We start from the raw sequence: 21,031 nt of genomic DNA on the forward strand, positions 1-21,031 counted from the left end.
GCATAGATTCTTCATAGACGAACTTAGGCAGCATGTTTCGGCGTGTTTTACATTCAGTCGCAGCCAGTATGTTGGTACAAGCCAGTACCCTCCTGATTCAATTGATCAGTGTGCCGGTTCTGATCCATTTTTGGGGCGTAACGTACTATGGAGAATGGTTACTGCTGGTCACAATTCCTTCTTACTTAAGCCTGAGTGATGTGGGTTTGGTGTCGGCGCTTTCCAACGAACTGTTGATCCGTGTGAGTAAAAATGACCGTACCAAAGCAACCCGGTTGCTCGGAAGCGGTCTTACGGTGGTATTCGGGGTGGGGAGCCTGGTTGCCAGCGGGTTATTGCTCGTATTATACCTGACTGACTTCACGGGCTGGTTAAAGTTTACCCAGATTGCGAAGCAGGATGCCTGGTTGACGCTTTCCTTATTAATGCTTTATGTCATCTTATGTTTACAGCAGGAACTGATTGCTGCGGTACCCCGGGCTGAAGGGCATAATGCCCGGGGGCGGGTCTGGATTACGCTGACAAGGCTGCTTGAGTTTGGAATCATGGTAGGACTGGTCAGTTTAGGATGCCCAATCTGGTCGGTGGCGATCGGGTATGTAATCATTCGCGGGTTTAGTAGTTGGATGATGCTTCTTCACTATCGGATGACCTATGAGTGGGTCCGTGGGGTAGCGATTGGCTACTTTTCTGCCCGCGAAATGCGCCCTCTGGCTACTCCTTCACTATCGTTTTTAGGGTTTTCAGTAGCGAATGCCGTCGTTTTGCAGGGAAGTACGTTGCTGATCGGGATTTACATGACGCCGATTGCGGTGGTACTTTATACCACATTACGCACACTGAACAATTGTGTCCGCCAGGTAATTGGGATGGTAAGTTATGCGCTTTGGCCTGAATTTACGCGTGCCCTGGCAGCCAACGACATCCCGAAGGCGATAATGCTCCACCGCAGGCTTTGTCAAATTGCATTTTGGGGAAGTTGCCTCCTGCTGGTGGGACTGGAAGCCACCGGAACCACTATCCTGGCGGTGTGGACGAAAGGAGCTGTGCAGCCACAGCAACCGGTTTTTAGCTTTCTATTGCTGGCAACATTGCCTTATAGTCTGTGGAATACCAGCGCAACCACCCTCATTTCTGTAAACCGCCATCAGCGTATTTCCTTTTTTTTCCTTTCAGGCAGTTTGCTGGCCCTGGCGTTGGCGAGTTTACTACTACCACGATACGGTTTAGCAGGGTTGGCAATCAGTTTGTTAATAAACGACTGTATCGTGTTAATCTGGGTATTTCAAAACACCCTGCGGGTCCTGTACGGCGAACGAGTCAGTTCATTGCTTCACGCAATCGTAACTGATTTTAAGTGGATTGTTTATTTGAAAAAGGCAGTTTGGTAATCATTGGTTGACTCAAAACTACAGAAAAGGTGGATAAGATAAGTAACCGTTCGAGAAAAATACTATCAGCCATTATTGTATTAATTAATCACATTAAGCAGTTCGGGTATCGAATTGGAATTTCAATTTTTTTTAAAACTAATTTTAAAAAAGAGGGTCTACTATCCATAAAATTGCCTAACCTTTCAAGTCCTTTTTATCTCCGTGCCAGTACATCTGATATTCGAACGTTCTGGCAGGTTATGTTGAGCAAAGAGTATGAAATTTCGCTAGACTTTGTTCCAAAAGTAATTATTGATTGCGGAGCAAATGTTGGTTTGTCTTCACTTTTCTTTATCAGTAAATATCCTAACTGTAAAATTATTGCTATCGAGCCTGAGGATTCAAATTTTGCGATTTTAAAAGAAAATCTAAAGAGTTATCCCAACGCTATTCCTGAAAAGTGTGGTATTTGGAATAGGGTAACTAATTTGGTCGTTTCAGACGAATACAATCTGGGAAAATGGGGGTTTACCGTGAAAGAGGCAACCGAAGAAATGGCCAGTACTGTTTCCGCTATTACTCTTGCCGACGTAATGAATCGGTACAATATCGAACAGATCGACATTCTTAAAATTGATATAGAAGGGTCTGAAACCGCCCTTTTCTCTTCAAACTACGAGTATTGGCTATCCCGGACACGGGTATTGATTATTGAACTACACGATTGGCTCAAAAGAGGAAGTAGCCGATCGGTTTTAAAGGCGATAACACGCTATGACTTTTCAGTCATCATACAGGGAGAGAATTTAGTATTTATCAAAAATCTGTAAGATGGGAACAGAAGCTAAAGGGATACCTTCTCCGAGTGTTATTCCCGCCTGTATCAATCGGGTACAAGTTATTATTTCAACCCGTAACCGGCTTGCAGACTTGCGGTATACGATTGACCATTGCCTGGAATTGGGATTAAAGTCCGAACAAATCATGGTTACAGATGATGCTTCGACGGATGCGACCCCGAAAATTATTCGCCAATATTATCCGGACATTAATTTGTATATAAATACTACCCCGCAGGGTTATATCCGGAATCGGAATGCAATGATGAAAAGCTCTACTCGTGATTTTATTTTATCGCTCGATGACGACTCTAATTTATTATCCTTGGCGGATTTGTCAAGAGCTATACAACTTTTGGATTCTGATAACGATTATGCGGTTTTTAGTTTTGGCGTTATCGAACAAAAAGAAATTACTTCGTTGTCAATGGTAGAAGAAAAAAGAGAATTCTATAAAAATTATATCGGTTGTGGTCATATTATCAAGAAGGCGGTTTTGGATAAAATCGGTTACTATAGAGAAGAGTTGGTTTTTTACGGAGAGGAGATCGATTTTTCGATCCGGTGTTATCAAAATGGTTATAAAGTAGTAGGTATATCAGGGTTATTTGTACAACATCGGGTTGATCGGAAAGAACGGGAGCATCAACTTAAAGCAAACGTTAGCAGGGGAGAGTACAGTGTTCTGTGGCGGTCTTCATTCTCTGTTTCGAATACGTTGTTGAAAATAGTTATGTACTATCCCCTGAGTCTGTTGCCGTTTTATTTAATCAGATCCTTACTGGGCCAGTTTTATTTCTATCATATCAAACGAAACCAGGGGAGAAGCTATTGGAAAGGGTTGCGCCGTTGGCTTCGAATGTATTCCTACGGCTGGCAGGAACGAAAACCGTTTTCAGTAGAGGAATTTCGGTCCTGGTCCAGATTACCCTTGTATGTTACTCATCAGCTAACGACCCATTAAATGAGCCCGATCGCACAAGCCGTAACGGCCCATGCGGGGGCCCGCGACCAGTACCAACTCAGTCTGGCATTGCACGAAGCGAACTGGCTGAACCAACTGGTGACTGAGCTCTACGCACCAGACTGGATGTATGTCCGTTTGCCGATGCTCGCTCAAAAGCGGCATTGTTCCGGCTTGCCCGCAGCAAAAGTTCACCTTTCGCCGACAGCATTCTGGCGAACCGGCTGGGCGCACGCGCTGAAGCGGAATGAAAGTCTAAAGATCGATCAGGCGCTAAGTCTGGCCGCGTTGCGAGCTGCCAGGGCGTCGGGGAGCAACTTATTTTTGTACAGCTATTATGCCTTCCAGGCCTTTCAGGGTGCCGAGCGGGCAGGTATTCCGCATCGCCTTTTGTTTCAACTCCACCCTCATCCCCAGTCGGTTCGGGCCTTGCTGGAGGAGGAAATTGGTCGGTTACCATTTGCCAGCCAGTCTATCCAGGCAGAAACGGAATTTGCGCTGGCCGATGAGCGGCTGGAAAGTTTGGGGGCCGAACCGCAATTAGCAACCAGTTGCGTAGTCGCCAGTCAGTTTACACGCAGTACATTGATTGAGAATGGAATACCGGCTAGCCGGATTCAGGTGGTACCGTACGGCGTCGATACGTCGGCTTTTGTTCAACGGGAGAAGGAACCGGAGTCAGACCGTTTTCGGGTCATCTTTGTGGGGCGGATGAACCAGCGGAAGGGGCTGGCCGATTTGCTGCAAGCGGTGCGGTTGCTGAAAAGTTCGGCGATTGACGTGGTGCTTTGCGGACGCGGGTTTATCGACCGTAATATTCTAAGGGAATACCAGGATTTGCCCCTCCAGATTCACGAAGCCATCGCTACCCGCCAGTTGGTGCAGGAACTTCACCAAAGCGACGTTTTTGTGTTGCCGTCGCTGGCAGAAGGCTTCGGTCATGTGATTCTGGAAGCGATGGCGGCCGGTTTGCCTGTGATCACAACCGAAAACACCTGCGGGCCGGATGTGATCGTGGAGGGGAAACACGGTTTTTTGACACCGATCCGGAACCCGATGCGGCTGGCCTCCCTGCTCGACGCGGCCATCACAAACCGGGAAGACTGGTTCGAGATGGGACAATTAGCGGCCCGGCAGGCCCGGACGTTTACCTGGAATCGATTTCGGGAAGAAATTCGGGCAGTTTATCAGAATGTGACGCAGGAAAACAAGTGAATGATGGCTAGACTTCGACTAAGCTTTTACACGAACATCCCAACGCCCTATCAGCAGGACTTTTTTAAAGCCTTGGCGGAGTATTTTGATCTGACGGTCGTGTATTATGCTCAAACAGAAAAAGGGCGTCAGTGGACTATAAATAATGAAGATAAATCCTATCAGGTCAGCTTTTTAAATGATACTTTAATGGCTAAGGCTATCCAGAATAAAATCAAAGACTATCATTTTAGCTGGTCAATCATTCGCCAGGTATTAACGGATCGGTCAGACTATATTATATTAAGCGGTGCTTATTGGATACCCAATACGATGGTAGCTTTACCTATTCTGAAAGCAAAAGGAAAGGTGGTTTCTTTTTTAGGAGAGCGACTGCAAGTTCCCAAAACAAAAATACAAAAACACCTTAAATCATTCGTTTTGTTACCACTTAAATTGGGAATTAATCGATTGCTGCTGGGTGGTAAAAATGCTATCGATACTTACTCCGAGTTTGGTTTTAATTTGCCATACGCATTCATCCCCTATAATATCGATGTGTGCCGGTTTGATAAAAACTATTTAAACAAGCAGAAAATAATTTCGCTACAATTGAAATATAAAAGTCAGGGTGAGTTTCTTTTACTCTCTTCCGGTTCACTCGATTATCGAAAAAATATGGAAAGTTTAGTGCGGGTCGTAAAGAAAATAAATGGCCCTATAGGTCTGATCATTATCGGGGATGGCCCAAACCGGAGTGCACTGGAAAACGAGGTGGCTGATGTTAAAAATATTCATTTAGCGGGCTTTGTTCAGGCGGATGAATTACCCTACTATTATGCCATAGCAGATGCTTTTGTTTTTGCTTCTCGCTACGATGGTTGGGGCGTTGTGATCAATGAAGCAATCGCTGCTGGATTACCGGTTGTTAGCAGCAATCAAGTAGGAGCTGCTCAGGAATGGATCAAAGATGGCCTAAATGGCTATATCTGTGATGCCACCAACGAAGAGAGCTTTAAAACGGCGATCGAAACGTTGCTGAATGCCCCGGATATACGTCAGAAACAGTCTGATTATAATCGGGTTTTTAGTGAGAAAACAAGCTCGGCTTACTATGCAAAATACTTATATGAGCTCGTTAAACAGGATCTAAGAAGATGATCTGGTTCTATGTCTTGATCAATGCGGCCGTATTGCTGGGGGCAGTCCAGTACATGGTAAAGACTGGACCTCGGCAGATTGTTCCTTTTGCACTTTGTATAGCCTTATTGTTCATTTACTGCCTGATAACACCGGTATACTTCTATGCAATAGATCGTCAAACACCAATCGGTGATGAAGGCCTTTTCGCATTTGTGGGGAAGGATATTAGAGGATATTATGAGAAAGGAATGTTCTTTTACATGCTCGCTAATATCTTGTTTGTGTTTGGATTTATCTGGAAGAAATTGGCATTTGATGCCGAATTGTACAAGATTAGAGAAGAGGGTCTTTTAAGCTTACAAAAAAAAGTCATTAGTTTATATGGGTTATTTTATCTAATTGTGCTAACAGATATTGCAGTTAGTGGTATCAATCCGTTAACTATTTTAGTAGGCAGTGCTGATGAGAGTCTGTTTGGGCATCAAAGTGCAACTAATTCCTATTATTTTCGGAATTGTGCGGATTGTATCATTACAACCATTGTTCTTTTCGCCTACCTGAAAGGGAAAAGACACCTCCTAATTTTAATAACCCTAATGGCCTTTCTGTTATTTGTAATTATGGGATTTCGATATCGTATTATTCTAACTATCATTGGCTTGATAATGGTATATGGAATGGATATAGGTTCAAAGTTGTCAGCAAAAAAAGTGTTATTGGTGTCAATGACGATTTTTTATTTTCTGTTTTTTATAACCTATAATCGCTGGAATTTTATATACGGTCGTTTTAATGAATTAGCCTATAATCCAGCCGATTTTAAGTATGAATTATTTTTCGATCAGACCCGGGGATCACTGACTGACTTTAATCTGATGCGTTATTATGAGCAAAATCCTGGATTAGACCATGACTATGGCTTAACAATGTTTGGGTACATTTTTGTTAAAGCTTTGCCAAAATTTGTCTTCCCAAAGGGTGAGAAACCTTATCCACCTCCCGCTTTACAAACCCTGGATTACTCACAGGAACTGCCAAGATATTGGGCTCGTACCGGAGAAGCTACTTTACATTATGGCGCGTTTTATGGCGCATTCGGGTGGGTAGGATTTGTCGTAATGCCCTTTTTAATGGGATTGTGGCTGCGCTTTGTTGTGAAGCGAAATCCTTCGTCTACACCATTGGGTTTTTTAAAACAAGTTGTCTTTTCATTAGCCCTTTTCCAATTCGTAACAAGGGGATATTTCCCGCAATTTGTGGATCACTTTGTGTATATCTCACTACCTGTCTGGGTGATAAGTAGATCATTGAAAAAAGCAACTATCCTTTCCCATGCATCCCATGAAGCTGCTTATAAATGCATTTAATCTGGCTTCAGCCGGTGGCCTTAACGTGGCGCTTAACTTTTTGAGTCGGGTGCCCCAGCTGAAAGGCGAAGCGGACATTATCCATCTCGTTGCTCCCAAAAACTGCGGTTATGAAGCGTTGGAATCGTCCCAAATGACCATACATTATCTCCCTCCTTTATTGAATCATTGGAGTACACGTCCTCTGACCGATCTGTTCTGGTATCCAAGTTTGCTGAAAGAAATAAAACCGGACATTATTTTCTCGATGGGTAATTTTCCATTACCGGCCGATGCCCGGCAGGTAGTGCTACTGATGCTGCCTCACCTGGCTTATCCCGAGGATCGGGTGCTCTGGAAAATATTGGGTTATGGCAATTTTTGCAAAAGTAAACTGCGGGAATGGGTCTTCAAAAACCGCTTTAAGTATGTAGATACGTTGTTGGTGCAGACTGAAACCATGAGAATGCGATTACGACAGGTTTTTCGGCAACTTCCCCCCGTCCAGCTTTTTCCGGCCGCCTATACTTTGTTGGATAGCCAGGCGATGTATCGGTTGCCGGTTGCCAAAAAGCCCGGTCGAATTTACCTGCTCTGTTTGTCACGGTATTACCCGCATAAAAATCTGGAAATTCTCGTTGACGTTGCCCAAATAATAAAAAACCGACAACTGCCTTACCGGATGCTAATCACGATTGAGGCTAACCAGCACCCCAGGTCAGCCCGGTTGCTCCAACAGATCACCGGCGCGTCACTGGATGACGTGCTGATTCCCGTCGGAAATGTTCCCATTACCTGTGTTGCCTCCTTGTATGAGCAAGTGGATGGGATGATCATGCCAACGTTGATGGAGTCATTTTCGGCCACCTATGTCGATGCCATGCATTTTGGCGTATCCATCTTTACCTCGCAGCGGGATTTTGCCGAAGAAGTCTGCGGAGAGTGTGCTTTTTATTTCGATCCGCTTTCGGCCCAGCACATTGTGGACACCATTCATGCCGGGTTTTCCGACGGAGTTCTTCGTCAACGTAAAATTGCAGCAGGGCGGCAGCGCTCAACGACATCGCCAACCTGGGCGGAGGCAAGCCGGAATGTCTGGAGTCTGCTGAAAACACTTCATGAACGGGCTGAAACAGAAATCCCAAGCCCGTAGTAATTCATTAGACCTTATTTCTCTGATTATGAGCTGTTTGTTTGCTTTTCGAAAACTCCTGTCCGGCTTGTTATCCTTCTTTGCCCTGGCATTTGTTGGAAGCCTGAATGCCTGCCAGACGGCGACCGAATTGCCTGATTCCGGCTACGGGTACCAGCCGCTGGAAAAAGCAAACTTCTGGATTTATGAGGTGACCGAACAGCGATTTGCCCTAAACGGTACGTCAACGACACAAACTTACCAATGGCGGGAAACCATCGTACAGGTTTATACGGACTCGACAGTCCGGTCTTTGCCGGAGGGACGCGTATACCGTCTGGAACGGTACCGCCGGGCTAGCGACAGCCAGCCCTGGCAACCCGACTCGGTGAGTAGCCTGCGGATTACAGATAATCAACTGATTAAAAATGAGAATAATATATCGTACGCCAAGCTGGTGTTTCCGGTAGTCGACCAGTTTCAGTGGAACGGCAACGCTTATAATGCAATCGGGGAAGATTTGTACCAGTTCAGAAACCCCGGTAAGCCGTTTACGGTACTGAACCAGCCCTTTGCTGAAACCGTGACGGTAGTGCAGCAAAACGACTCAACGCTGGTTTCCCAGGACAAACGACTGGAAATTTATGCCCGGCAGGTCGGGTTGATTTACAAGGAAAAAGTGCAGCTTCAATTTTGTTCTTCAACCCCGTCTTGTGTCGGAAAAGCCCAGATCGACTTCGGCATTCGCCAGTCGATCCGGCTTCGTTCGTACGGCAGAGAATAAAATCCTGTCCATTCACAAGTTTGAGATAGACCGTTAGCAAACGAAACAGGGGTTTGTTTTGATGAGTAGGGGATTAATTCGTTATGTGTCCATTTTTCTGTTGTCGGATACATAAATGGATGATTTTCTACAGGCTGCCCGCTGCACCTCTGGCGATCTTTGGTAAAAGACAATAAACGGTTGACCACGGCATCGAATGTGTCGAATAAACTGTAGGACCGTTTTTGCAAAACCATCGTCTCGAACAGGATAATTGCATGCTCTTATGTGCGGTATTGCAGGCATCGTAAGCACTTCTATTCCAGCGTTTTTCGACTGCCGACCAACCATCCGTCACCGGGGGCCGGACGGGGATGGGCTTTTTCAGGCACCCGGTATTCAACTGGCCCACACACGCCTGGCGATTCTGGATTTGTCGCTCAACGGACAACAACCGATGCAAACGGCCGATGGTCGGTACATTCTGATCTTTAACGGCGAAATCTATAACCACCTTAACCTTCGGACCGGACTGATAGGGCGGTACATTTTCCGGTCGACATCCGATACCGAGACGCTGCTATACGGTTTTGCCGCGTACGGAACGGCGGTTTTCCGGAAACTGAATGGCATTTTTGCCTGCGCCATTTTCGACACCCACACGCGTGAGCTGGTGCTGGCGCGGGATCAGTTCGGGGTAAAACCATTGTATTATTACCACAAAGACGACTTATTGCTCTTTAGTTCAGAGCTAAAAACGATTGCCGGTTATCCCGGCGTCGACAAAAGCATTGACCACTCCGCATTGGTCAACTACCTGCATTTTCTGTATTCGCCGGGAACGCAGACACCTTTTCAACACGTCCATAAACTGCTGCCGGGTCATTATCTGCACCTGTCCATCGATCAGCCCAAAACCATCACGCTCAAGCGGTATTACGATTTGCCGTTTCAGGGAACGTACTCGGAGCAGTCGGAGTCGCAATTGCTGGAAGAACTCGATGAGCGCTTGTTTACGGCGGTAAAACGACAGTTGCAGTCGGACGTGCCGCTCGGTTTTTTCCTGTCCGGCGGGCTGGACTCCAGCCTGGTCGTGGCAATGGCCCGGCGTGTGCATCCGAAAGAACGGTTGGCCGGTTACACCATCCGGACGGCGACGCAGGGCCGTAATTTCGAAGGTTTCGAGAACGACTTGCCCTACGCCCGGCAGGTGGCCGCCCACTTGAACATTTCGTTGATCGAAGTGGAGGCCGAAGCCGACATGGTACGCGATTTCGACCGGATGATTTACCACCTCGACGAGCCGCAGGCCGATACTGCTCCTTTTAACGTCCTGAACATCTGTGAGCAGGCCCGGAAAAACGGCCATACGGTTTTATTGGGCGGCACCGCCGGGGATGATGTTTTCTCGGGGTATCGGCGACACGAAGCCCTGAGTATGGAGCCGTTTCTAAACCGGATTCCGCCCGTTGTGGGGCGGTTACTGAACAACACCGTCAGGCTGGGGAGCAACGGGATGCCGCTGCTCCGCCGACTTCGGAAGTTGACCGCCGGGATGGGGCAGCCGCAACACGAACGCATGGTCGATTACTTTGCCCGTTTGCCCATCGCAACAAATCACAGCCTGTTTGAGAACACCATTGCGCCCGCCGTGTACCAGTACCAGCCCAGCCACCAGCTTCTGGCCGCGCTGGAACGGATTCCGAACGAGAAGAACTTGCTTAATCAGTTGTTATTCTGGGAGTTGTCGTATTTTTTGCCTGACCATAATTTGAATTATACCGATAAAATGAGCATGGCTGTGGGCGTTGAAGCCCGTGTGCCGTTTCTGGATACGGAACTTGTGGAATTTAGTACCAAACTGCCACCGTCGCTGAAAATGCGTGGGCGGACGACGAAATACCTGCTGCGGAAAGTGGCCGAGCGGTATTTACCACATAACGTGATTTACCGCCCGAAAACCGGTTTTGGTACCCCTTTGCGGGAATGGCTCCGGAAGGGACGACTGAACGCTATGTTGCAAAACTATTTGTCAGAAGACAGCCTACGGCACCGGCGCATTTTCGATCCGGGGGCCGTCCACCAACTCATTCGGGACAACCAAAGCGGGAAATTGGATGCCGCCTATTCGATCTGGGGCCTGATGGCCATCGAGTCATGGTTTCGGCAATTCGTTGATTCCGAATTTACGAAACCATGAAGCAGCTAATTTTACATCTTAAAACCGGAAATACCCTTCTGGAAGACGTACCGGCTCCGCAGGTTCGGCGCGGGCAGGTGTTGATTCAAACCCGCCGGACGCTGGTTTCGCTCGGCACCGAACGGATGCTGGTAGAATTCAGCCGGGGAAGCCTGATTTCGAAAGCCCGCCAGCAACCCGACCGGGTAAAGCAGGTGCTGGAGAAAATCCGCACCGACGGCCTGATTCCAACCCTTGAAACGGTTTTTAACAAGCTTGACCAGCCACTGCCCCTGGGTTATTGCAACGTCGGGAAAGTAATCGCCGTGGGCGAGGGCGTGACCGACCTGGCCGTGGGCGACCGTGTGGCATCGAACGGCCACCATGCCGAGGTGGTTTGTGTACCCCGAAACCTGGTCGCCCGCGTGCCGGATGGCGTCAGCGATGACGAAGCGGTTTTTACCGTAATCGGTTCCATCGGCTTGCAGGGTATCCGGTTGCTGAACCCAACGCTGGGCGAAACCGTCGTCGTCGTTGGCCTGGGCCTGATTGGCTTGCTGACGGCCGATTTGCTGCGGTTGAACGGTTGCCGGGTAATCGGGTTGGATGTGGATGAGAAGAAACTCGAACTGGCCCGGAGCCGGGGTATTATTGCATTAAACCCGGCGGGCGGCACCGACCCGGTGAAGGCGGTTTTGTCGCTGACCCAAAACGTTGGCGCGGACGGTGTCGTGATTACAGCTTCGGCCAAGGGCGATGAGCTGATTTCGCAGGCGGCCCAAATGAGCCGTAAACGCGGGCGGATTGTGCTGGTGGGCGTCGTCGGCCTGAGTTTGAGTCGGGCCGAGTTTTACGAAAAAGAACTGACGTTCCAGGTATCCTGCTCCTACGGGCCGGGCCGGTACGACGAGGGTTATGAACAAAAAGGGGCCGATTATCCGCTGCCATTTGTGCGCTGGACCCAAAACCGCAATTTTCAGACGATTCTGCAACTGCTGGAGTCGGGGCAACTGGACGTAAAACCGCTGATTACGGAAGTGGTGCCCCTTGAACAGTTCGAACGTATCTACAACGCCATTTCGCACTCGGGTTCGATCGCTTCGTTGCTGCAGTATCCCGAAATACTCGACCGAAAATCCGTGGTACGGTTGCGGGATAGCCACTATGAGGGCGTCAACCAAACCATCGTGGGATTGATTGGTGCCGGTAATTTTACGAGTGCGGTTTTGTTACCGGCTCTGAAGGGAACGGGGGCTAGCTTGAAAACCATCGCCAGCGCCAACGGCCTGAATGGAACCTTGCTGGCCAAGAAACACGGCATTGCGCTCAGTACCAGCGACTACCGGGATGTGTTGAATGACCCGGACATCAATCTGGTGGTCATTACCACGCGCCACCAGCAACACGCCCGGATGACGCGGGAAGCCCTGCTGGCGGGTAAGCATGTTTTTGTTGAAAAACCGCTGGCGATCTTCGAAGACGAACTCGATGAACTGGTCGAGACGTACCAGCAAACCGATAAAACCGTCCTGGTGGGCTTCAACCGGCGGTTTTCACCCCACGCGCAGAAAATGAAGGCCTTGCTGGGCGGTTCGGTGTCGGGTGATGTGCCCATGAATGTGATTGCAACCATGAACGCGGGTTTCATTCCGGCCAACTCCTGGGTCCACGACCGGGCCGTGGGCGGGGGGCGGATTCTGGGTGAGGCCTGTCATTACGTTGACTTCATTACGTTTCTGACCGGGAGCCGGGTGGTGTCGGTCTGCATGAGCGCAATGGGGCGGCAACCGAGCGAAACAGGCGACTCGGCCTCGCTGCTGTTACAGTACGAAAACGGTTCGACGGGCGTCATCAATTACTTTGCCAATGGCAGTAAATCGTATTCGAAGGAGCGTTTTGAAGTCTATTCGCAGGAAAGAACGCTGATTCTGGACAACTTTCGGACCTTGAAAGGCTACGGTTTCAAAGGGTTTTCGAGTCTGTCGACGAGCCAAGATAAGGGGCATAAAACGCAATTTCAGCGCCTGACCGATCAGGTCCGCACGGGTGGAGCACCCCTGATTCCGTTTGATGAACTCGTCAATACGTCTCGCACAATGCTGGCGGCTTTGCAGAGCCTGCGAACGAAGCAGTGGGTAGATGTGGTGGCTGGCGTAGCCGAAATGCAATCGGCAAAACAACCGTATACAGTATGAGAAACTGGCAGCTCTATTGGAACACCGTCCGGTATTTAAAGCGGCAACAGCTTGTTTATCAGGTTGTTAATCGGTTTCGGGCGAGACCGTCGCTGGTACTGGATGACGTGCCGCCGGTGGGTCATTGGCTGGCGGTGGTAGCGCCGGATAAACCACGCAGCCTGAACGGCCGGACGTTTACCTTTCTGAACCAGTCGGCCACCTTCCCGAACCAAATCGACTGGAATTATTCAGCCTACGGCAAACTCTGGCAGTATAACCTGAATTATTTCGATTTTCTGAATCAGCCGGGGATGGATGCGCAGCAGGGCGTCGGGCTTATTCAGGAGTTTATGGACCAGACCGCAACGGTCAGCGCCGGTTTGGAACCGTATCCGGTTTCCCTCCGTATCATGAACTGGATACGCTTTCTGTCGCATCATCACTTGCTTTTACCAGACATTGACGGATGCCTTTGGGCGCAGGTTCGGTTGTTGGAACAGCGGCTTGAATACCATCTGTTGGGCAATCATTTGCTGGAAAATGGCTTTGCCTTGCTGCTGGCGGCTTTGTATTTTCAGAACCGAAGTCTTTATCAGAAAGCCGCTAAACTTGTAAAGGCCCAACTAGGCGAGCAGCTTTGCTGCGACGGTGGGCATTACGAACGGAGTCCGATGTACCACCAGATTTTGCTGGATCGTCTGCTAGATTGCTGCTATGCGCTAAAAAAAGACTCCTGGCACAACGACACGGCTACCGATGCGGTTTTATCCGAGCACGCCAGCCGGATGCTGGGCTGGCTGGAAGCGATTACCCTGGCAGACGGTACCATTCCATTGATGAACGATGCGGCTGAAGACATTGCGCCCACGACGCACCACCTGTCTATCAAATGCCAAACCGTTGGGATTTCGGCCGAACAGATGGTTTTGTCGGACAGCGGGTTTCGACAGTTTTGTACTCCCGCGTATGAAATGGTGGCTAATATCGGGTCGGTCGGGCCGGACTATCAGCCGGGGCATGCTCATGCCGATACGTTCAATTTCGTGTTGCAAGTTCAAGGCAAGCCGGTGCTGATTGACGCGGGAGTTTCAACCTACGAAGCCAGCGAACGGCGGCAATGGGAGCGGAGTACGGCGGCTCACAACACCGTTCAGATCGGAAACCTGGACTCTTCCGAAGTCTGGGGCGGTTTTCGGGTCGGTCGGCGGGCGCGGGTAACGATTCTGGAAGACCAACCGGCTTCCTTGCGCGCCCGTCACGACGGCTATCAGCATCTGGGCATCGCCCACGAACGCCATTGGTTGATCAACGATACGAAACTGGACATTATTGATACGATCACCGGCGACCAAATCGCAACCGCCCGGTTTTCCCTGGATCCCGAAGCCAAACCCCTGGCGACTGGGTCAACCAGCATTCGTTTTTCATGGGGAACAATGGCCTGGGAAAACGCTTTGACAATCAGTCTGAAAACTATACGGATTTCCCGACAATTTAACCAGCTTTTACCTACGCGGGTGATTGAAGTGGAATTCAAAAATCGAGTACGGACAACCGTTAGCTGTGCTGCATGAAGATTATATATTTCTACCAATACTTTTCGACGCCGAAAGGCTCCTGGGGAACCCGGGTGTACGATTTTGCCAAACGCTGGACCGAAGAAGGGCATGAAGTAACTGTCGTGACCAGCATTTACGCCAAGTCCGACCTAAAAGCCAGCCGCTGGTCGGAGGAGCAACTCATCGACGGCATTCGGGTGAAGGTTTTGAATCTGGAAATCAACAACAAGCAATCGATTCTCCGGCGTATCTGGACGTTTCTGGTGTTTGCCGTTTGGTCGAGTTGGTACGCGCTGACACTCCCGGCCGATGTGGTCGTGGCATCGTCGGGGCCGATTACCGTAGGCTTGCCGGGTTTGCTGGCCCGCTATGTTCGGGGCCGGAAACTGGTGTTCGAAGTCCGGGATTTGTGGCCCGACACGGCCATTCTGATGGAGGCCTTACCGAATAAACTGGCACAAAAACTGGCGTACTGGTTCGAACGGCAGTGTTACCGGGCGGCTCATCTGATTGTCGCCCTGTCACCGGGAATTCAGCAGAATATTGCGAAACGATACGGTTTTACACACAGCATTTCGGTGCCGAATGCCACGAACCTGGACCTGTTCGGAACGCCCGTTCCATCGGTTAACTTACCCGATGCGTTGTCCGGTAAAAAGGTTGTTATTTATACCGGGAATATCGGGGCAGTCAACAATTCGGGCTTGCTGTACGAAACTGCCAAAGTCCTGCAAAACCGCTCTGACATTGTGATGCTGCTGATTGGTGACGGTCAGATGAAACAGGCGTTACAGGATCAACTGAAGCAGGATGCGCTACCCAACTTTCTGCTCTACGATTTGATGCCCAAAAATGAACTGGTGGCCTATGTGCAGCGGGCCTGGCTGGCCATCGTGCCGTTAAAACGCGCTCCGCTGCTGGATACGTCGTCGCCGAATAAGCTCATGGAAGCGCTGGCGGCCGGTGTGCCGGTGATTCAAACGACGGAAGGCTGGATCAAACAGTTTCTGGAAGAACACCAATGTGGGTTCACCTTCAGTTCGGATGATCCCAACGAACTGGCCAACCTGCTCATTAAACTGGCCGACGATCCAGCCTGGCGGCAACCGATGGGCCAGCGGGCGGCTCGTGTGGCCCGACATTTGTTTGATAAAAACCAGTTAGCTATCGGATACTTAACGGCCTTACACCATGTCTGCCAATCCAACGAACGATACACCAACCGCCCTGCTGACCGGACACAATGGGTTTCTGGGTAAGTATCTGGACCGGGGGCTGGTCAGAGCCGGATACCAGGTAATGCGCCTGGGTCAAACAGCAGGCGACATGGTATGCGATCTGGGAACGCAGCAGCCTGATTTATCGGAGGAGTCGTTTGAACTGGTCATTCATGCCGCTGGGAAAGCGCATAGTGTACCGCGAACGGAATCGGAAAAAGAAACTTTTTTCCGGGTGAACGGCGACGGAACACTCCGGTTGCTGCGGGCGCTCGATGGGTCGAGAGTCCTGCCCAAAGCCTTTGTGCTCATCAGCACCGTGGCGGTTTACGGCTGTGAGGCCGGTTTTTCGATCACGGAAGATATCAGTCTGATGGGCAAAACGCCGTATGCCGAAAGCAAGATTCAGGCCGAGCAGTTCGTACTGAACTGGTGCCAGCAGCGGGGCGTTCGGTACCTGATCCTGCGATTGCCGCTCATTGTGGGCGATGCGGCTCCCGGAAACCTCGGTAAACTGGTGGAAACGATCCGGCGGGGGCGTTATGTCCGGATTGGTTCCGGCGCGGCCCGTCGGAGTATGGTGCTGGCCGAGGATGTGGCGCAGCTCATTCCGAAAGCGGTTACCGTCGGCGGAATTTATAACCTGACCGATGGCGTTCACCCCTCGGTGCAGGAACTGGAAGAGGCCATTGCGCGGCAGGCCGGTCGGCGGCTGTCTTGGTCGGTTCCGTACGGAGTGGCCCGGGTAACGGCCTGGGCAGGCGATGGCATCAACCGGGTTGTTGGACGGCGGTTTCCGCTCGACTCCATCGCGCTGACCAAAATTACGAGTTCGCTGACCTTTTCGGACGAGCGGGCCCGGCAGCAACTGGGTTGGAAACCTAAACCGGTTATCACTTATTTTTCCTGAAAATGCCTTTATTTTTGGGTGCCATCGATTACCTCAATACCCCGAAGCGAGATGCGGGGAGCGCCGTACGTTCAGTTCAAGTGCCAGTTATGAAAGACCAGCGAAAACGGGTAGTACACATCAGCACGGCTCACCCGCCTTATGATCCGCGCATCATGTATAAATACCTGCCCGCGTTGGCTGAACGGTATGACGTTTACTGCGCCGTGCCACGCGCCGATCCGGCGGTGTCGGCTGGTGTACAGTTCATTAAGCTGCCGTATTTTAAGCGGGTTCTGCTGCGGTTTTTGATAACGTGCCCGGTCATCCTCTGGAAAACGTACCGGCTCCGACCCGACCTGATTCATGTGTATTCCCCGGAGTTTCTGCCTTTTGCGTACCTGTACCGGCTGCTGGGCACTACCGTAATTTACGAAGTACAGGAAAACCTGCATAAGAAAATCCATCTGAAACGCCATAACCGGGGCTGGCTGCTTGAACGGGGTTTCCAGTTTTTCGATTGGCTGGCCCGGCGGCATTTTTCATTGATTTTTACAGAGCATGGATACCTAAGCACGTACAGCAACCTGGCAAAACCGCATGCCGTGATTTACAATTTTCCGTTGTTGCCCTTCCTGAATGGATTTCGGCAACCGTACCGGCGGGCGACGGATCCGATCGAGTTTTTTTACATCGGCTGGCTGAGCTTCGAGCGGTCTATCGTGACGCTGCTGGAAGGTCTGGCGCAGTTAAAAACCACGCATCCGGATTTTGCGATGCATCTGTTCGGCCATCGGTCCTTTTCGGAACAGGATCTGGAAGCCTTGCCCGCTTATCAGGCCGTGAAAGATAACTTGATTTTTTACGGCTACACCGACCAGGCCAAAGCCTTTGCCCGGGCAAACCGGGCCGTGGCCGGACTGGCGTTGCTGAAACCGATCGGCGATTATCCGGAATCGTATACGACCAAAATGTTCGAATACATGGCGCTCGGTTTGCCCGTAATCACAGCCAATTTTCCGTTGTATCAGGCCGTGATCGAAGCACACGAATGCGGTTTTTGTATTGATCCGTCCGATTCGGTCGCCCTGGCAGCGCGGTTGCGGTATTTGATCGAGCATCCGCAGGAAGCCGAACAAATGGGTCGGCGCGGTCGGCGCGCCGTCGAAACTACTTACAACTGGGCCAGTGAACAAACCAAATTACTGGATCTGTATTCGTCTCTGCTTTGCCTTTCCGCCTATGAACTGGATGTTGTACGCTAGTGTGGCTGTTCTATTGTTCGCTGCCGAACGCATGTACTTATGGGTGGCGACTCGTTTTAATATCGTCGACCGGCCCAACCACCGCAGTTCGCATACCCGCCTGACCGTGCGCGGGGGCGGAGTCATTTTCTGGCTGGCGGCTCTGCTGGCCTTCCTGGTCACGGACTTAGCAACGCCGTATTTTTTTGCGGGTCTGACGGCTGTGGCTCTGATCAGTTTTCTGGATGATGTCAACTCCATCTCCAACCGGGTCCGGTTGCTGGTTCAACTCGTTGGGATGGCCCTGCTGATGGGGCAAGCCGGTTTCTGGCCGGAATGGTGGATGGTATTCGCGCTGATCGTAGGGTGCGGGGTATTGAATGCTTACAACTTCATGGATGGCATTAACGGAATTACGGCATTTTATAGTTTCGTAACTGTAACTACATTATCCATTATTAATCAGGGATTTACTTTTTTTGTTGCCCCTGTTTTGCCCGGTTTTGTTTTGCTGAGTCTGGTGGTTTTTTCCTTTTTCAACGCCCGGCGGAGCGCCCTTTGTTTCGCGGGCGACGTAGGCAGCGTCTCGATGGCCTTCATCATCATCTTTCTGCTTGGTATACTAATGCGAAAAACCGGTCTACTTACCTATGGATTGCTGTTAACGGTCTACGGAATTGATAGCGTCATGACCATTCTGTACCGGCTCTGGCGGGGTGAGAATATTTTCCAGCCCCACAAACTTCACCTGTTTCAGTTGCTCGTTCACCGGCTCAGGTGGCCGCATTTACGGGTTGCCGGTTTGTACGCTTTCGCGCAGGCTCTGATCAATGTGCTGGTGATTGGGTTGGCGCAGCAGAACGTGTCAACGCAGTGGATCGGCGGTGCCGGACTGGTCGCTGTGTTAACGCTGTTCTATTGGCTGATTAAAAAAGCACTGCTCAAAACCGAATCCCCAGCGCCGGTGGTGGCCCCGGTACCCCCGAGATAAACCAAGCCAGTGCCATGTTCTTTTTGAGAAAATTTATTCAAGATAAACAAAAGAGGTCAAACCATCATATCACCACAGAAAACAGAACCCGGCATTATCTGCCGGGCCTGTCTTACAAAACTTGCAAGTTATCCTTGAAGTACTACCTCCATACTACTCCAATTGGATGCAAGAAACTAGGTGGAGATGGGATTGATTGTAGTTAATCATCCCATTTTGATCCCAAAAACAAACCCCGACACAAAGTGCCGGGGCTGTAACGCGGAAACGTGTATGATGACGGTGTTTTCCAGTTCACCGACAACTGTAAGACGTAGGCATTTTCTCAAAGTCACCAATGCTCGAAAAAATATATTTAAAGTTTATGATAGTTTGTTTTTGGAAAACAATGGCGTTCAGGCTTTTGATGAACGGACAGGCAGGATGTATTATCTGTCAGGGCGGGTAACGTCCCAGTTTTTTCGCAAACTGACCCGAAAACCGGTGTTGTTCGGATAAAGGTTTCCCTGATCGTGGGCCAGAGCAACGCTGGCCTGCATGCTGCCCCACCAGGAAACCGGCCGGGCGACCAGTAGAAGGGTGGAAAACTGCCAGGTGCCGGACGGAAACGGTAGGGCGTAGGTGCCCAGGTTCTGGCTCAAAGAGGTTTTCACCTGGAAGATATACCGTTCGTGCAGGCTTCCCGCCAGACCCACATGGAAAACCTTCACGCGGTTGTTATTGCTAAAAGACGGGAATGTTGCCGTTTGGGGGCGGGGAAGATCCGTTCGCGACAATCGGGCGGGCGAGATAAACGGGGTGCCGAGGGTTTGTCCCTGATACGACCAGCCATCGATGTATTGCGTATGATTGAAGTAATTGTCGTTGCCCCTGAATTTCTCGTTCTCGGTGAAAGCCGCCCCGCCCTGGCTCAGGGTGTACAGAAACTCGGCTACTACCGTCTGAACGTGTAACCCGTGCGTAGCCGGACGCCGGTTTTGGAACCGTATTCCGTTTAGGCCGTCGGCAATGTTGGTCAGGTAAAACAACGAACCGTCTTCGAAAATGCTCTGCCGGTACAGCAGCAACGAAAATTGTTTGGCCTTGACTTCCAGGCCAATATCGACACTACCCAGGTGGTTGCCGACGCGGTTGCCCCGGTCAGCTTTGCTGAATTCAGTCGTGTCGATGTTGTCGCCTTGGGCCGCCAGCGACGTACCGAAAACCGCGTTCAGGTAATTGTCAAAACCGCTCGGAAACCGTCCGTTTTTGATCTGGTTTTCATTGGTAATGACCTCACTCCGCCCCGCCCACTGGACCTGGTGATTGAAGCCTCCATAAAACCGCACCGGCCAGCTTGTCTTGCCTATTCGGCCATACAAGGCCTTCTGGTGCAGGTACGAATGCGTGACGGCACTCCGGTTGTCGAACCAGCCGTGGGCGTATAAACCCCGAAACGAAAGAACGCCTTTTGTAAAGCTGATGGGCGTGTAATCGGGCAGGGATAGCTGAATTTTGGGCAGGGGGAGGGCGTTCCCCGACCAGACCAGGGGGCCGGTTCCCAGGGTCGAATCGGCCAGCCCGACCACCTCCCGGCGACGACCCACCAGCAGTTCGAGGCCCCATAGATGCCCTTTTGCGTACAACTCCGGTACCAACACTGCCGACTTCCGGCCGACGTTTCCGACCACATCCAGCCCGTAACCCCAGCCAATCAACCGACGTTTTCCCTGGATCAGATGGGCCGGTTTACTTTTATCGTACACATAATCAGCGGTTAAACTACCCCGTAAACTGGCAAATGGCGAAGCGGTCGGCACCATGCCGTATTGATTGGTGCGTAGCCAAAACGGCGTTTGGCTGGCAGTACTAGCCGAAAAGGCGGTTTCGGTAATGATTCGAAACTCTTTTTTTCCAAGATTCGGAATCGTAAGGTCCGTCGCTGACATTTGGGCCTGAGCGGGTGCAATCGTCATGGCCAAGCCGATGAAAGTCGGCATCAGGAAGCGGCCATATCGTTGCAGGAAGTGCATCATGCCCTT

At 50.4% G+C, this 21,031-nt stretch carries 16 protein-coding genes; 15 read left to right on the forward strand and 1 reads right to left on the reverse strand.

Going from position 1 to position 21,031, the window contains the following annotated elements:
- Positions 1–68: 68 nt before the first annotated feature.
- The 15 genes from ACO2Q8_RS26550 to ACO2Q8_RS26620 all read left to right on the forward strand — a co-directional run bounded on the left by ACO2Q8_RS26550 (position 69) and on the right by ACO2Q8_RS26620 (position 19,010).
- Complete coding sequence (locus tag ACO2Q8_RS26550; RefSeq protein WP_423347923.1) at positions 69–1,391, forward strand: lipopolysaccharide biosynthesis protein; 1,323 nt, start codon at positions 69–71, stop codon at positions 1,389–1,391.
- A gap of 29 nt (positions 1,392–1,420) precedes the next feature.
- Positions 1,421–2,203, forward strand: coding sequence for an FkbM family methyltransferase (locus ACO2Q8_RS26555; protein WP_423347924.1), 783 nt, complete (start codon positions 1,421–1,423; stop codon positions 2,201–2,203).
- Position 2,204: 1 nt separating this feature from the next.
- Complete coding sequence (locus ACO2Q8_RS26560) at positions 2,205–3,176, forward strand: glycosyltransferase family 2 protein (RefSeq protein WP_423347925.1); 972 nt, start codon at positions 2,205–2,207, stop codon at positions 3,174–3,176.
- On the forward strand, positions 3,177–4,391 hold the full coding sequence (locus ACO2Q8_RS26565; RefSeq protein ID WP_423347926.1) for a glycosyltransferase family 4 protein: 1,215 nt from the start codon (positions 3,177–3,179) through the stop codon (positions 4,389–4,391).
- Positions 4,392–4,394: 3 nt separating this feature from the next.
- On the forward strand, positions 4,395–5,531 hold the full coding sequence (locus ACO2Q8_RS26570) for a glycosyltransferase family 4 protein (RefSeq protein ID WP_423347927.1): 1,137 nt from the start codon (positions 4,395–4,397) through the stop codon (positions 5,529–5,531).
- Positions 5,528–6,880 carry an O-antigen polymerase gene (locus ACO2Q8_RS26575; RefSeq protein ID WP_423347928.1) on the forward strand — a complete coding sequence of 451 codons (1,353 nt, stop codon included), beginning with the start codon at positions 5,528–5,530 and terminating at the stop codon, positions 6,878–6,880. The genes ACO2Q8_RS26570 and ACO2Q8_RS26575 overlap by 4 nt, the downstream gene beginning before the upstream one ends.
- Positions 6,846–8,012: a glycosyltransferase gene (locus ACO2Q8_RS26580; RefSeq protein ID WP_423347929.1), complete on the forward strand. Its 1,167-nt coding sequence runs from the start codon at positions 6,846–6,848 to the stop codon at positions 8,010–8,012. Before ACO2Q8_RS26575 ends, ACO2Q8_RS26580 begins: the two co-directional genes overlap by 35 nt.
- Before the next feature lie 28 nt (positions 8,013–8,040).
- The gene (locus tag ACO2Q8_RS26585) at positions 8,041–8,775 is read left to right on the forward strand and encodes a hypothetical protein (protein WP_423347930.1); all 735 of its coding nucleotides are present in this window, start codon (positions 8,041–8,043) and stop codon (positions 8,773–8,775) included.
- Between the two features lie 265 nt (positions 8,776–9,040).
- Entirely contained in the window at positions 9,041–10,954 is a 1,914-nt protein-coding gene (gene asnB, locus ACO2Q8_RS26590) for an asparagine synthase (glutamine-hydrolyzing) (RefSeq protein ID WP_423347931.1), read from the forward strand.
- Complete coding sequence (locus ACO2Q8_RS26595) at positions 10,951–13,128, forward strand: bi-domain-containing oxidoreductase (RefSeq protein ID WP_423347932.1); 2,178 nt, start codon at positions 10,951–10,953, stop codon at positions 13,126–13,128. Before asnB ends, ACO2Q8_RS26595 begins: the two co-directional genes overlap by 4 nt.
- Positions 13,125–14,684 carry a heparinase II/III domain-containing protein gene (locus ACO2Q8_RS26600; protein ID WP_423347933.1) on the forward strand — a complete coding sequence of 520 codons (1,560 nt, stop codon included), beginning with the start codon at positions 13,125–13,127 and terminating at the stop codon, positions 14,682–14,684. Before ACO2Q8_RS26595 ends, ACO2Q8_RS26600 begins: the two co-directional genes overlap by 4 nt.
- Positions 14,681–15,928, forward strand: coding sequence for a glycosyltransferase family 4 protein (locus tag ACO2Q8_RS26605; RefSeq protein ID WP_423347934.1), 1,248 nt, complete (start codon positions 14,681–14,683; stop codon positions 15,926–15,928). Before ACO2Q8_RS26600 ends, ACO2Q8_RS26605 begins: the two co-directional genes overlap by 4 nt.
- Positions 15,861–16,796: an NAD-dependent epimerase/dehydratase family protein gene (locus tag ACO2Q8_RS26610; RefSeq protein ID WP_423347935.1), complete on the forward strand. Its 936-nt coding sequence runs from the start codon at positions 15,861–15,863 to the stop codon at positions 16,794–16,796. Before ACO2Q8_RS26605 ends, ACO2Q8_RS26610 begins: the two co-directional genes overlap by 68 nt.
- A 2-nt stretch (positions 16,797–16,798) precedes the next feature.
- On the forward strand, positions 16,799–18,040 hold the full coding sequence (locus ACO2Q8_RS26615; RefSeq protein WP_423347936.1) for a glycosyltransferase: 1,242 nt from the start codon (positions 16,799–16,801) through the stop codon (positions 18,038–18,040).
- Positions 18,018–19,010 carry a UDP-GlcNAc--UDP-phosphate GlcNAc-1-phosphate transferase gene (locus ACO2Q8_RS26620; RefSeq protein ID WP_423347937.1) on the forward strand — a complete coding sequence of 331 codons (993 nt, stop codon included), beginning with the start codon at positions 18,018–18,020 and terminating at the stop codon, positions 19,008–19,010. Before ACO2Q8_RS26615 ends, ACO2Q8_RS26620 begins: the two co-directional genes overlap by 23 nt.
- 428 nt (positions 19,011–19,438) lie before the next feature.
- On the opposite strand, the gene ACO2Q8_RS26625 is transcribed toward ACO2Q8_RS26620, so the two are convergent.
- Positions 19,439–21,025, reverse strand: a complete 1,587-nt coding sequence (locus ACO2Q8_RS26625; RefSeq protein ID WP_423347938.1) for a capsule assembly Wzi family protein — start codon at positions 21,023–21,025, stop codon at positions 19,439–19,441.
- Between the last annotated feature and the right edge of the window lie 6 nt (positions 21,026–21,031).

Origin of the sequence: Larkinella sp. VNQ87 (assembly GCF_049445795.1) — a bacterium.
In the GTDB taxonomy this organism is placed as follows: domain Bacteria; phylum Bacteroidota; class Bacteroidia; order Cytophagales; family Spirosomataceae; genus Larkinella.

Bases quoted from the DNA above. Each gene is read 5' to 3' on its own strand.
- ACO2Q8_RS26550 (WP_423347923.1), top strand. From the start codon at position 69: ATGTTGGTACAAGCCAGTACCCTCCTGATTCAATTGATCAGTGTGCCG.
- ACO2Q8_RS26560 (WP_423347925.1), top strand. From the start codon at position 2,205: ATGGGAACAGAAGCTAAAGGGATACCTTCTCCGAGTGTTATTCCCGCC.
- ACO2Q8_RS26565 (WP_423347926.1), top strand. From the start codon at position 3,177: ATGAGCCCGATCGCACAAGCCGTAACGGCCCATGCGGGGGCCCGCGAC.
- ACO2Q8_RS26570 (WP_423347927.1), top strand. From the start codon at position 4,395: ATGGCTAGACTTCGACTAAGCTTTTACACGAACATCCCAACGCCCTAT.
- ACO2Q8_RS26575 (WP_423347928.1), top strand. From the start codon at position 5,528: ATGATCTGGTTCTATGTCTTGATCAATGCGGCCGTATTGCTGGGGGCA.
- ACO2Q8_RS26580 (WP_423347929.1), top strand. From the start codon at position 6,846: ATGCATCCCATGAAGCTGCTTATAAATGCATTTAATCTGGCTTCAGCC.
- ACO2Q8_RS26585 (WP_423347930.1), top strand. From the start codon at position 8,041: ATGAGCTGTTTGTTTGCTTTTCGAAAACTCCTGTCCGGCTTGTTATCC.
- asnB (WP_423347931.1), top strand. From the start codon at position 9,041: ATGTGCGGTATTGCAGGCATCGTAAGCACTTCTATTCCAGCGTTTTTC.
- ACO2Q8_RS26595 (WP_423347932.1), top strand. From the start codon at position 10,951: ATGAAGCAGCTAATTTTACATCTTAAAACCGGAAATACCCTTCTGGAA.
- ACO2Q8_RS26600 (WP_423347933.1), top strand. From the start codon at position 13,125: ATGAGAAACTGGCAGCTCTATTGGAACACCGTCCGGTATTTAAAGCGG.
- ACO2Q8_RS26605 (WP_423347934.1), top strand. From the start codon at position 14,681: ATGAAGATTATATATTTCTACCAATACTTTTCGACGCCGAAAGGCTCC.
- ACO2Q8_RS26610 (WP_423347935.1), top strand. From the start codon at position 15,861: ATGTCTGCCAATCCAACGAACGATACACCAACCGCCCTGCTGACCGGA.
- ACO2Q8_RS26615 (WP_423347936.1), top strand. From the start codon at position 16,799: ATGCCTTTATTTTTGGGTGCCATCGATTACCTCAATACCCCGAAGCGA.
- ACO2Q8_RS26620 (WP_423347937.1), top strand. From the start codon at position 18,018: ATGAACTGGATGTTGTACGCTAGTGTGGCTGTTCTATTGTTCGCTGCC.
- ACO2Q8_RS26625 (WP_423347938.1), bottom strand. From the start codon at position 21,025: ATGATGCACTTCCTGCAACGATATGGCCGCTTCCTGATGCCGACTTTC.